This window comes from Desulfoconvexum algidum (assembly GCF_055382125.1).
In genome coordinates this window covers 4,595,901-4,608,893 of record NZ_AP042394.1, presented here as the reverse complement: position 1 = coordinate 4,608,893, position 12,993 = coordinate 4,595,901, and the positions used below count along the sequence as shown (strand labels likewise).

12 protein-coding genes are annotated in these 12,993 nt (G+C 46.8%); 11 read left to right on the top strand and 1 reads right to left on the bottom strand.

The annotated features are described in order from the left end of the window. Positions 1 to 21 precede the first annotated feature (21 nt). The 11 genes from nrdR (at position 22) to sat (ending at position 10,456) form a co-directional block, all read left to right on the top strand. Positions 22 to 540, top strand: a complete 519-nt coding sequence (nrdR, locus tag ACZ45G_RS20930) for a transcriptional regulator NrdR (protein WP_464172445.1) — start codon at positions 22 to 24, stop codon at positions 538 to 540. After that, positions 527 to 1,666, top strand: coding sequence for a bifunctional diaminohydroxyphosphoribosylaminopyrimidine deaminase/5-amino-6-(5-phosphoribosylamino)uracil reductase RibD (gene ribD, locus ACZ45G_RS20925; RefSeq protein WP_464172444.1), 1,140 nt, complete (start codon positions 527 to 529; stop codon positions 1,664 to 1,666). Before nrdR ends, ribD begins: the two co-directional genes overlap by 14 nt. A 27-nt stretch (positions 1,667 to 1,693) precedes the next feature. Continuing rightward, positions 1,694 to 2,371, top strand: a complete 678-nt coding sequence (locus ACZ45G_RS20920; RefSeq protein WP_464172443.1) for a riboflavin synthase — start codon at positions 1,694 to 1,696, stop codon at positions 2,369 to 2,371. A gap of 52 nt (positions 2,372 to 2,423) precedes the next feature. Further along, positions 2,424 to 3,623 carry a bifunctional 3,4-dihydroxy-2-butanone-4-phosphate synthase/GTP cyclohydrolase II gene (locus ACZ45G_RS20915; protein WP_464172442.1) on the top strand — a complete coding sequence of 400 codons (1,200 nt, stop codon included), beginning with the start codon at positions 2,424 to 2,426 and terminating at the stop codon, positions 3,621 to 3,623. Positions 3,624 to 3,721: 98 nt separating this feature from the next. Then, a complete protein-coding gene (gene ribH, locus ACZ45G_RS20910; RefSeq protein ID WP_464172441.1) occupies positions 3,722 to 4,210 on the top strand; it encodes a 6,7-dimethyl-8-ribityllumazine synthase in 489 nt (162 codons plus the stop codon). A gap of 4 nt (positions 4,211 to 4,214) precedes the next feature. Next, entirely contained in the window at positions 4,215 to 4,631 is a 417-nt protein-coding gene (nusB, locus tag ACZ45G_RS20905) for a transcription antitermination factor NusB (protein WP_464172440.1), read from the top strand. 24 nt (positions 4,632 to 4,655) lie between these two features. Next, the gene (locus ACZ45G_RS20900) at positions 4,656 to 5,276 is read left to right on the top strand and encodes an MBL fold metallo-hydrolase (RefSeq protein WP_464172439.1); all 621 of its coding nucleotides are present in this window, start codon (positions 4,656 to 4,658) and stop codon (positions 5,274 to 5,276) included. Then, the gene (pabB, locus tag ACZ45G_RS20895; protein WP_464172438.1) at positions 5,273 to 7,537 is read left to right on the top strand and encodes an aminodeoxychorismate synthase component I; all 2,265 of its coding nucleotides are present in this window, start codon (positions 5,273 to 5,275) and stop codon (positions 7,535 to 7,537) included. Before ACZ45G_RS20900 ends, pabB begins: the two co-directional genes overlap by 4 nt. 88 nt (positions 7,538 to 7,625) lie before the next feature. Further along, positions 7,626 to 8,372, top strand: a complete 747-nt coding sequence (locus tag ACZ45G_RS20890) for an OS_HP2 family (seleno)protein (protein ID WP_464172437.1) — start codon at positions 7,626 to 7,628, stop codon at positions 8,370 to 8,372. 33 nt (positions 8,373 to 8,405) lie between these two features. Next, positions 8,406 to 9,038: an HAD family hydrolase gene (locus ACZ45G_RS20885; RefSeq protein WP_464172436.1), complete on the top strand. Its 633-nt coding sequence runs from the start codon at positions 8,406 to 8,408 to the stop codon at positions 9,036 to 9,038. 140 nt (positions 9,039 to 9,178) lie between these two features. After that, positions 9,179 to 10,456 (top strand): sulfate adenylyltransferase, encoded by a 1,278-nt coding sequence (gene sat, locus ACZ45G_RS20880; RefSeq protein ID WP_464172435.1) that lies wholly within the window; start codon positions 9,179 to 9,181, stop codon positions 10,454 to 10,456. Between the two features lie 100 nt (positions 10,457 to 10,556). Here the strand turns inward: sat and ACZ45G_RS20875 are convergent, their stop codons facing one another. Further along, complete coding sequence (locus ACZ45G_RS20875; protein ID WP_464172434.1) at positions 10,557 to 12,815, bottom strand: anion permease; 2,259 nt, start codon at positions 12,813 to 12,815, stop codon at positions 10,557 to 10,559. Positions 12,816 to 12,993 lie beyond the last annotated feature (178 nt).

Genomic DNA, 12,993 nt, shown 5'->3' with positions numbered 1-12,993 from the left:
AAAGAAGAAGAAGAGGCGGCCATGAAGTGTCCCTATTGCAGTAATTTAAATACACGGGTAGTTGATTCCCGGCCGGGTAAAATTGAATATGAAGTCCGCCGCCGCAGGGAATGTCAAATCTGTTCCCGGCGGTTTACCACCTATGAACGGGTGGAGCAGGGCCCTGTTATAATTATCAAGAAGGACGGTCGCAGGGAAGAGTTTGACCGGGATAAAGTGCTCCGGGGAATTTCCAAGGCTTGCGAAAAAAGAGCCATTAGTATCAATCTCATTGAAGAGATGGTGGCCGTCATTGAACAGGAGTTGCGGGAAAACAATGAGCGGGAGATCCCTTCAAAGATGGTGGGTGAGAAAATTATTCAGGCCTTGAAAGGGGTGGATGATGTCGCCTATGTAAGGTTTGCCTCGGTATATCGGGAATTTAAAGATGTGGCAGATTTTATTCAGGAACTTAAAGGGCTTCTGCCCAAAGAGTGCCTTCCGGTTGAGTTTGACCAATTGGTGGAAAAAGTGACGGACAAGGCTGATGACCGATCATGACCATATGCGCCGGGCCCTGTCCCTTGCCCTAAAGGGAAAAGGATTTACCTCTCCCAACCCTTGTGTGGGGGCGGTGGTGGTGAAAGATGGTGTGGTGGTCGGCCAGGGCTGGCACAGGGCCGCCGGCATGCCACATGCCGAGGTGGAAGCCATTGAAGATGCCCAAAAAAATTTTCCGGCAAATACCCTGCCGATTACCCAGGGTGCCACCATTTATGTCACCCTTGAACCCTGCAATCATTTTGGGAAAACGCCTCCTTGTACCCATAAAATAATGGCTGCCGGTATTAGCCGGGTAGTCGTGGGCTGTAAAGATCCCAACCCCTATGTCGGCGGCGGCGGTATCCGATACTTGAGGGAAAATGGCATCCAGGTTGAATCAGGTGTGCTTGAGGCAGAGGCCCAAACCCTTATTGAAGCATTTATCTGGTATACCCAAAACAAGAAATCCCCTTTTGTTATTCTAAAATGTGCCAGTACCCTTGATGGGAGAATCGCTACTTCCACCGGCGATTCCAAATGGATTACCAATGAAAATTCTAGGCAGGAGGTCCACAGGCTTCGCCATGAAGTGGATGCCATTCTCATCGGGTCGGGCACCCTCCATGCAGACAATCCCTCTTTAACCGCCCGTATTGAAAATTTTGAGACCAAAGATCCCCTTCGAATTATTCTTGATTCACACTTAAGCATTGATGAAACTGCCCGGGTGATCACCCAGCAATCCACTGCCGATACGATTCTTGTGGTGGGGCCTAGCGCACCCTTTGAAAAAAGGCAGCGCCTGGAAAAAATGGGGGTGGGGGTATTGGAAGTACCCCTGAAAAATGGAAGGCTTGATTTGGGCCAACTCATGATTAAGTTAGGAAGCATGTCCATCCAAAGTCTTCTCATCGAAGGGGGGGGGACGGTGGCAGCTGCTGTATTAAAAGAGGAGATTGTCAACAAGGTGTTGTTTTTTCTGGCACCCAAGTTTTTAGGCGGCAGCGATGGGGTGCCCGTATTTAACGGGAAGGGCCCCCAAAAAATTTGTGATGCATTTAAACTCAAACACATGAAGATACAATTGTTTGATGATGATGTATTGATAACCGGATACCTTAAGGAACCACCTGGTTCGGAATAACCGGGCAAGACCTTTGGAGAAAAGTGCGTGTTTACAGGTATTATAGAAAGCTTTGGAACCATTAAGGCAATTGAATCCAATGGAGAGGGGAAGATCCTTCACATTGGGTGTGATCTGGATTTGACCGAAAGTAAAATCGGGGATTCCATTGCCGTAAACGGGGCCTGTTTGACGGCTGTAAGCTTAGGGAAATTTGATTTTAAGGTGGATATGGCACCGGAAACTGTTGCCAGGACAACCTTTAAACGGATGGGGCCGGGAACGAGGGTGAATATAGAAAGGGCATTGAGATTGTCCGACCGCATTGACGGTCACCTGGTCTCAGGGCATATTGACGGTACTGGAACAATTTCTTCTGTCACCCGGAACGCCAATGCGCTGATCATGTCCGTTGCAGTTGATGAGGGCCTGGCCGCGGATATGATTGAAAAAGGATCCGTGGCCATTGACGGGATCAGTCTGACCATCAACCAGTTTTCACAGGCGGGTTCAAAGGCTTGGTTCCAGGTCAGTGTTATTCCCCACACAGCAGATGTTACCACCATCGGGCTCAAAAAGGTGGGGGATAAGGTGAACATAGAAACAGACATGCTGGGCAAATATGTCAGAAAAATATTAACGGGCAGGGGGTTTAAGAATGATGCGGATAGCCAAAAAAAATCGGATATCAGCATGGCTCTTCTTGCCAAGAATGGATTTTTATAATTTTTATTATCATATTTTTATTATCATATTTTATAATTAAGGGACGTAACGAATGCCGCATTTAACGATTGTACAGGCAATTGAGGATATTAAAAACGGAAAAATGGTCATCCTTGTGGATGATGAAGACCGAGAAAATGAAGGGGATCTCACCATGGCTGCGGAAGCTGTCACCCCAGACGCCATAAATTTTATGGCCAAATACGGCAGGGGCTTGATTTGTTTGCCTCTGGATTCGAGTATTGCAGATCGCCTTGATCTGCCCATGATGGTGGACAAAAATACCTCCCAGTTTGAAACCGGGTTCACCGTGTCCATCGAAGCCAAGGTCGGGGTTACCACAGGAATTTCAGCTGCAGATCGGGCCACCACTATTTTAACGGCAGTCGCCGATGGTACTGGTCCTGCAGACATTGCCCGGCCCGGGCATATTTTTCCTCTGCGCGCCCGGGACGGCGGGGTCATGGTCCGCATCGGCCAGACAGAAGGCTCTGTTGATCTGGCAAGGTTGGCCGGGTTAAAGCCGGCAGCTGTGATCTGTGAGATCATGGATGAGGACGGCACCATGGCCAGAATGCCTGCCCTTGAAGTTTTTGCAAAGGAACACTCCATCGGGATCTGCACGGTGGCGGATCTTGTAAAATATCGCCTTAAGAATGAAAGTTTTGTTAAGCGGGCTGCCCAGACCGTTATTCCCACCAAAGCAGGGGAATTTAAAATTATTGCCTATGAGAATGACATGGACAATCTTACCCACATGGCCCTGGTCAAAGGAGATATTGACCCGGAACAAGCCATTCTGGTCCGGGTTCATTCCGAATGCATGACCGGTGATATTTTCGGTTCTTTAAGATGCGATTGCCAGGAGCAGCTCCACAAGGCCATGGACATGATGGAGGAAGAAGGCGCCGGCGTATTACTCTACCTTCGCCAGGAAGGCCGCGGAATCGGGCTTGTCAATAAACTAAAGGCCTATGAATACCAGCGCCAGGGACTGGATACTGTAGAGGCCAATGAAATACTGGGCTTTAAGGCCGACATGCGCGACTATGGGATTGGTGCCCAGATGTTGGTGGATCTTGGGGTGAAAAAAATGCGGTTGCTGACCAATAACCCTAAAAAGATGATCGGACTGGAAGGCTATGGTCTCAGTCTAGTGGAACAGGTGCCCATCGAAGTCGCGCCAAACTGTTATAACCAGGGATATCTGAAATGCAAGCAGGCCAAAATGGGCCATCTGCTTCATATGTAAATATATAGCTGTTAGGTGTTAGCTGTTAGGTGTTACTAACAGCTAATGGCTAACAGCTAATAGCCCGCGCGATAGCGCGTTAATTTAAGGATATAAATATGCCACAGATAATAGAAGCAGGCCTGACGGCCCGGGGAAAAAAATTTGGGATCATTGCTGCCAGGTTTAATGATTTTATCACCGCAAGGCTTGTGGATGGTGCCGTGGATGCCCTGGTACGAAGTGGAGCTGCAGACAAGGACATCACCCTTGTAAAAGTACCAGGGGCCTATGAAATTCCCCTGGTTGCCCAGAAGATGGCCCGTCAGAAAAAATATGATGCCATCATCTGCCTGGGGGCTGTTATAAGGGGTGCCACCAGCCATTACGATTATGTCTGCGCAGAGGTTTCCAAGGGCATCGCACTTGTGGGCCTGGAGGCGGATGTGCCGGTTATGTTTGGAATCTTGACCACTGAAACCATTGAGCAGGCCATTGAAAGAGCCGGCACCAAGGCTGGGAACAAGGGCTTTGACGTGGCCATGGCGGCCATTGAGATGGCAAACCTCTGCTGTGAGCTTACCCTAGAATCTGGAAAGGCGGAATAAGAGAATGGGAGATCGCAGGCTTTCAAGGGAACTGGCGCTGCAGGCATTGTTTTCCTTTGATGTCAACAAATTAGATCCTGCCGCAGGACTTATACAATTTTGTGCCCAGCGGGAAGATGAACTCACCGACATGGTAAAACCTTTTTTTCTGGGATTAGTTGAAGGGGTTGTTGCCGACATGGGTGAGATCGACGGTCTGCTCAACAAATATTCCAAAAACTGGAAGCTTTCCAGGATGCCTGTGGTGGACAGGAATATCATGCGTATTGCCACCTTTGAGCTGTTGAAACGCAAGGATATTCCTCCCAGCGTTACCATCAATGAGGCCGTTGAAATCGGTAAAAAATTCGGGACAAGGGATTCCGGTGCTTTTATAAACGGGGTGCTGGACAGGATTCGGTTGCAAGAAGGGTTTGAATAGATCCATTTATCAGGGAGGAAGGTTTTGATCATAGAAAAACTGGAAGTCGGGCCGATCATGGCCAATTGTTATATCCTAGGATGTGAAAATACAAAAGAATCGGTTGTGATTGATCCGGGAGATGACGGGGATCAAATTCTCATGGCCCTTGCCAAATTAGAACTTAAGGTAAAATATTTGATCAATACCCATGGCCATTTTGACCATGTTGGGGCCAATAAAAAATTGAAAGAAGTGACCCATGCCACCCTTGCCATCCATCCCGATGACGAGCCCATGCTCATGGAATTGTCCAAGTCTGCTTCCATGTTTGGTCTGTCTGTGGAAAATTCTCCTCCGGCCGATCTTTTACTCAACCATGGCGATAGGGTAAGTTTCGGGGATATTACCCTGGAGGTGATCCACACCCCGGGTCATTCTATGGGAGGAATCTGCCTGTATACCAAAGGGCATCTTTTTGCTGGAGACACCCTGTTTAGAAGTTCCATCGGCAGAACAGACCTGCCTGGTGGAGACTTTGATACCTTGATATCCAGTATTAAAACAAAACTTTTTAAATTACCCGATGATACCATTGTGTATACCGGCCATGGTCCTGAAACCACCATTGGCGATGAAAAGCGAATGAATCCATTCCTTAGATGAAATGGGGAATTGAACAACTGCCCCGGGTAACTTCTCTTTTCATGGAAGAGATCGATCTGGGGCTGCCCTTTGAGATGGCTGCTGCAAGATTTGTCGCAGATCCGGGAACCGTTCTCCTTTTGTCGGGTACAAGTCCGGAAGCGGGGTGTGCAAGATTCAATATTCTGGCGATTCAGCCCTGGCTTGAACTTAAAGGCCGGGGGGAAACCCTCGCCCTGAAGGTTGACAATGAATCCTTTGATCTTGACCGGGATCCTTTCACCTTCCTTGGGGAGTTGCTGGATTATTTGAAACTGGATCATTTGAAACTGGATGGGGCCAAAGAGGAACTGCCGGTTTGTGCCGGATTATTCGGCTATTTTTCCTATGATCTGAAGGACCGGATTGAAATCCTCCCTCGGACCTGTGTGGATATTCATCTGCCTGAGATCTGTCTCGTTGCGCCCTCCATTCTCCTGGTCCAGGATCGGATCTCCCAGAAAACTTTTTTGTCCATTCCCATATTGTCCAATTGTAAGGGCAACCCCAAGGACTATGTGTCGGACCGGAAACAAGCCTTTTTGAAACAATTGGGTCAGGCTTGGGAAAAACGTTTTTTTTCAAGTGATCCCAGGGGGTTTAAATCCAGCTTCACAAAGAAGGAATATATCCGGGCAGTTGAACGAATCACCCACTATCTTACGGCGGGAGATATATACCAGGCCAACCTTTCCCAGCGATTCGAGACAGGGTTTTCAGGCGATTCTTATTCATTGTTTCTGGAATTATTCAAGCGAAACCCGGCATCCTTTTTTAGTTATATCCATGCCGGGGATCATAAAATTGTTTCCACTTCGCCGGAACGCTTTATAAAACTGGCTGGCACCCGGGTGGAAACCCGGCCCATCAAAGGCACCATTGCCAGGGGAGACACACCGGCCCAGGACAGGGAGAATGGACAGCATCTTGCCCAAAGTATCAAGGATGATGCCGAACTGACCATGATCGTGGATCTGATGCGAAACGATCTGTCCCGGGTGACCCGACAGGGGTCAGTTGTTGTGTCCGAACATAAACGCCTGGAACCCTATGATAACGTTTTTCACCTGGTTTCCATTGTAGAGGGGGAACTTGAAACGGGCAAGACCGCTGTGGATCTGCTGCGGGCTACCTTTCCCGGGGGATCGATTACCGGCTGTCCCAAAATTCGGTCCATGGAGATTATTGATGAACTGGAACCGGTAAAACGCCATGTTTATACCGGTGCCATCGGATATGTCAGCTTTCATGATACCATGGATCTTTCCATTGCCATTCGCACAGCCACCATTGTGGACGAGACCCTTTTCTTTTCTGTGGGAGGGGGGATTGTCCATGATTCAGATCCTGAGCTGGAATTTCAGGAGACCCTTGATAAGGGAAAGACCCTCATGGAAACCCTGTCAGCGGTTTCAGCAGGAAATGACTTTCACCACCCCAAGGCCTGGGTGGATGGAAAAATGGTGGATCAGGACCGGGCAATGGTATCTGCCACGAGCCAGGGATTTCAATACGGGGCAGGGCTTTTTGAAACCATCCGGGTGGACAAGGGAAACCCTCTTCGCCTCGGTGCCCATTTGCAGCGGATGAATGGGGCCTGGACCTCTCTTTTCAAGGGCTTACCGCCGGATATCACCTGGGAGCATGTCATCGCTCTCTTGGTACAAGAAAACGGCTATAGGGACCAAATTTGTGCGGTAAAGCTAATGGTATCCCGGGATGAACAGGCAAACGGGAAGCAGGCCTTTGTGGCAGCCTTTGCAAGACCCTATGTCCACCGTCTGGTCTTGTCCGGGAAAACAGGCCTTGATTTGGTGACATTTCCTTTTCCCCGATCGACCCCCATGGCCGATCATAAAACCCAAAATTATCTCTATTACGAACGGGCAGGCGTTTATGCAAAAGATAATGGGGGGGATGAAGCCATGATTTTAAATCCAGATCTTACCATATCGGAAACCAATACCGGCAATATTTTTATGGTCATTGGTGAAGAACTGGTCGTTCCCGTGTCTGATCATGTATTGCCCGGGGTAACTCTCATGGCGGTTGTGAATGAATTTGCCCGGCAGGGGGGTGTTGTCATCCGAAAAAAGATATCCTCAAAAGAAATTATTTCCCATTCCAATATATTGGTGACAAATGCCTTGATGGGGGCGGTGAGGGTGGTTCACATTGACGGACAAAAAATTGCCCATGATGCGGGGGTGTGTGAGAGGATGAATCTTTTGCTGGCAGGATAAGACAGCAGGCTTGTATTTTTATTCAAGAAAATATAGAATTGAGATAAAAGTTTATCTAAAATTTAGGAAATTAAGGCAATAGGGTGTTATGAGAAAATTATTTATTATGTTGACGGTTTTTGTTGCGGTGGGCTTTTCTTTTCTGCCCGTTAATGCTGCTCCCCGAGCAGTTCTGGTTGATGCTGTTTTTGAGTTTTCCCCCCTGCCTGAAGGTGAGAAAATACACCATGAATTCATTGTCCGAAACACAGGGGACACGGTTTTAAATATCACCGGTGTCTTGACTCCCTGAGGGTGTGACAGTCGTTCCTACGACAAACAAATTCCTCCGGGAGGGGAAGGTAAAATTCAAATTGGTATTAAAACAAATGGATATGGGGGTAAAAGACTGAGCAAAAAAATTCTGGTCAAAACAGATGATCCGGCGAATAAAAAATTTCATCTGACGGTGACCGGGATGGTGGATGCTGTGGCGGAGATCACTCCCCGGACGGTCAGTTTGAGCGGGTCCCCGGGGGATGTGCTTGAGGCCATGGTCACCATCACCCCAATGGATAAATACAAGTTTTCCATTTTGGGGCTGGATCAAAAATATAACACCCAGATCAAGGCAACCCTGGTAAGGCCGGATATGGTAAATCAGGATATGGTAAATCAGGATATGGGGAAACCGGGTAAAAAAAAATCGGCCTGGCAGGTGAAAGTTACCAGCACTTCCCAGAAGGCAGATGATTTCTATGATATCATCACCCTTAAAACAGATTCTAAATATAAACCAAAGATTACAATAAGGGTGTACGCCATTTATTTTGCAGAAGAAAAACCCAAGTCATAATTTTTGTATAAATTAAAAAATGGTATAAACTATATGGATATTTCAAAAATAAAAGCAGTGGTCTTTGACTGCGACGGCGTGCTGTTTGATACGGCCCTTGCCAATAGAAAGTTTTATGATGAAGTTCTGGCAACTTTTGATAAGCCCCGGTTAACAGATGCCCAATTTGTAAATGTGCACATGATGACGGTTACGGTTGCCATCGAGTATCTGTTTCCAGAGATAGAAGAGACAAAGGAAGTCTTCGCCTGCCTCAAACAGATTGGTTATGCCAAGTTTATTCCCTATATGAAGATGGAAGAGGGGCTTGTCCGGCTTTTAAACATTTTAAAAGAAAAGGGGTTCATACGGGGGATTGCCACCAATAGAACCAACACAATGGAACAGGTTCTCAGGGATAATGACCTTGAATCCTATTTCGAGATGGTGGTCACTTCGTCTGATGTGGCAAATCCCAAACCCGATCCCGAGCAATTGCTTAAAATTATGGAGGCCTATCATCTATACCCTCAGGAAGTGATTTTTATCGGGGACTCGGAATATGACCAGCGAGCAGCCCGCAGTGCCGGGACCTGGTTTGTTGCGTTTAAGCAACCAAAACTTGAAGCGGATATCCATGTGGATGCCATGGCGGATATCCTTGGGATTTTACAGATAAATGAATAAAATTCTTGACAAATTCCTGAATCATCATTAAATCTTACTGGGTTTATTGTTAGAATTTTAGGCAGATGTTGGATAAACATTTGTCAGTTTATAGTAGGTTAATTTATAGAAGGTTAATTTAATAAAGGAGATTGATTGATATGTCTAAATTAGTTGCACCTCATGGTGGAAAAGGACTTGTAATTTGTAAGCTCGAAGGCGCAGAACTTGCAGCTGAACTCAAAAAAGCAGCTGGTCTGAAAAAAATTGAAATTTCTTCCCAGGTAAAAGGCGATCTGATCATGCTGGGAATCGGTGGATTTTCTCCCCTGAACGGTTTTATGACAAAAGCCGACTGGAAAGGCGTTTGTTCTGATTTTCTCCTGGCGGATGGTACCTTCTGGCCTGTACCTGTAATGCTGGATGCTGCCAAAGAAAATGTAGCTGAAGTTAAGGTTGGTGATGAGATTGCCCTCGAAAGAAATGGTGAAATTTATGCCACCATGAAAATCGAAGAAAAATTTGAAATGTCCGAAGACGATAAAAAATGGGAATGTGAAAAAGTATACAAGGGTCATGGCGAAGAATCTGCTGACGATGTATTCTGGAAAATTGCCATGGAAGATCATCCCGGTGTTCAGATGGTTATGGCCAGAAAAGAATTCTGCCTTGCAGGTCCTGTAAAAGTTCTTTCCGAAGGAGAATTCCCCGAAAAATTCAAAGGCGTATACCTGACACCCAAAGAAACCCGTGCCATTTTTGACGAAAGAGGCTGGGCAAATGTTGCGTCCATGCAACTGAGAAATCCCATGCACAGATCCCATGAATATCTTTGCAAGATTGCCCTTGAGGTATGTGACGGTGTTTTGATCCATTCGCTCATCGGTAACCTTAAACCCGGTGATATCCCTGCAGAGGTTCGTATCGAATGTATTGACACCCTGATCAAAGGCTACTTTGTTCCCGAGCATGTGGTGAACGGTGGATATCCCCTTGACATGAGATATGCCGGTCCCCGTGAAGGTCTGCTCCATGCAACCTTCCGCCAGAACTACGGCGTCAACAGAATGATCATCGGTCGTGACCATGCCGGCGTTGGTGATTTCTACACATTGTTCGAGGCACAGGAAATTTTTGACACAATTCCTACACCGGAAGCCCCAGGAAAAGCCCTTATTTGCGAACCTTTGAAAATTGACTGGACTTTCTACTGCAAGAAATGTGACGGCATGGCTTCCATGAGAACCTGCCCCCATGGAAAAGATGACCGGGTTATTCTTTCCGGAACAAAATTGCGGCATGCCCTTTCCAACAACGAGGAAGTGGTAGACCATTTTGGCCGTGAAGAAGTTCTGGTTATTTTGAGAAAATACTATGCATCTTTGACAGAGAAAGTTGAAGTGAAACTCCAGAGCCATGCAGAAGGAAGCAAAATGTAGTTTTGACCCTCATTCAATGAGATAAAAACAGCTTAAATAGTACTTAAAAAGGGCCTTTTCCAATATGGAAAAGGCCCTTTTTAGTTGAATTTCTTTGAAATCAGCAGGTGGTGTTGGGATTATCCAGACGAAAGGCTTCATTGAAAATTTCTAGCAGTTTTACATTCTGTTTGGCCATCATTACACAGTTTCCGCTGATGGCATAGAACAGGATACTTAGCCGGGTCTTGGAGGAGTCATCCCGGATTCGTTCGATCTGGTTTGCATTGAAGTCATCCACCAATTCTCTTAAATAGTGAAATTGTTCCCCAATGTCATGGCAATCGACAATTTCTTTTTTGCTTAATGCCGTTTCCACCCTCAGAAAAATATACAAGATTACTTTTTTAATTTCCTGGAGTTCTTGTATCTGGACATCCAAAAGTCCCTTGTGCCGGTTGGCCACATGCCTGGCGCAACGGATCACCGTGTCCCTGTGGCCGTCCGAGAGTTTTTGAAGTCGCCGGATAATCTGATAATAGTTATAGGAAACATGGTTCTCTTCTTTTTGCAGCAGCCGCAATACTTTGAAAATATTGGCGATGATAATATTGGTTCCGTTCTGAAAATGTTTGATCCGGGTTCTTTCCAGTCTCAGTTTGTCCAGGTTCTCTTCAAACAGGGAGTCAAAGGTGATATCAAAGGATTCCCTGATTCCCTTGAGAAGATAGGCCAGGTGGTCAAAGGTATCGGTGACCGATTCTGAAAAATCTTCGACTTTTTCCAGATGGAAGATCTTGATTTCCGCCTTGTCCTTTTCTTTGTTCTCATGTTTTTGTTTGTTTTTCCAGATCATGAATCCGGCAAAAAGAGCAAGACCGCCAATACCAAATGCGCCAAAATAATAGAGGATGTTGGCGAAAATAAAGGCAACCACAAAGGCAATAAGGGCGGTCATAAACCATCCGCCGATGACGGTGAGTACGCCTGTTACTCTGAAGACGGCACTTTCCCTACCCCAGGCCTGGTCGGAAAAAGAAGATCCCATGGCCACCATAAAGGTAACATAGGTGGTGGACAGGGGCAGTTTAAGGGAGGTGGCAAAGGAAACCACAGCACTTGCCACCATGAGATTGACCGAGGCGCGGATCAGGTCAAAGGAGGGTTTTTTCCCATGGGGCACATGGGTGGTTGAAGCGATCGGCGTTACCCGGGATGAAATGGATTCGCGCAGGGGTTTGGGGATTATGTTTTTGGCAGAAAGAAACAGGCTGTCAAACAGGTTGACAATTCTGCGGGAGAGCCAGACAGACTCAAATCGTTCCATGCCCTCATCTTGTTGACCCAGGCTGATTTCTGTTTCTGTGACGGTCTTGGCTTTTTTGGACAGCCACAGGGTGACGACCATGATGGTGCCTGCCGTAAGCATGATACCGGTCTGGGACTGGACTTTTTGTCCCAGAGCCCCCATGGTGATGTTCAAGGGGTCACTGGATGCCAGAGCATTTTGGAAGGCGGTGAGCCCTGCCAGGGGAACCCCGATGAAATTGACCAGGTCATTGGCGGCAAAGGCCATGGCCAGGGCAAAAGTTCCCACCAAAACAATGGGTTTGAGGATATTGACCCTAAAGATGGAAAGCAATATCTGAAAGACAACGGCGGAAATCATAAAGATGCCGGCCATCATAGATAGTGAATTGGCTTTAATCCATTCGACGGTCTGGGCATCCATGAAGGTGGCTCCCTTGGATCCTTTGACCAGGATAAAAAAGGTGATGGCCGTCATGGCAACCCCGCCCCAGGCAGCACCATATTTGTTGAGCCTGTTTTTATAATCAAAGGTAAATATCATTCGGGAGATAAACTGCATCAGGGCGCCTGCGAAAAAAGCCACCACAATGGACAGAAGAATGCCGCCGACAATGGCCAGGGCCTTTGCGGTATTGATATAGTCCCACAGGGCCAATCCAGAGCTTCCTGCGCCAAGGATTTTAATCAGGGAAAGAGCCACGGCAGCCCCCAATAGTTCAAATACAATGGAGACGGTGGTGGAGGTGGGCAGCCCATGGGTGTTGAACAGATCCAACAGCAGGATATCGGTAATCATAACCGCCAGAAAAATGGTTAACAATTCAGGCATGGTGAAAAGCTCTGGATGGAAAATCCCCTTTCTTGCCACCTCCATCATGCCGCCGGAAAAGGTCACCCCTGCCAGGATGCCCAGACTTGCTATGATCATAATGGTTAAAAAAGGGGCTGCTTTGGAGCCGATGGAAGAATTTAAAAAATTCACCGCATCATTTGTCACCCCCACAACCAGATCAAAGACCGCAAACAAGATCAGTATTCCAATAATAATATAGTAGAATTCAATGCTCATTATGTTCTCTCTTTTTTATGGTTAGATCCAAAAAAAAACCGTATCTCTCAAATGACCGGATATACGGTTGTAATATATCGTGCAATGATATGAAACGGTTCGGACGCCGCCTTTATTGCTAACAATATCTTAATAAATTTAGATAACTCTTAGAGCTTTTCCGGCGATTTATCAAGGG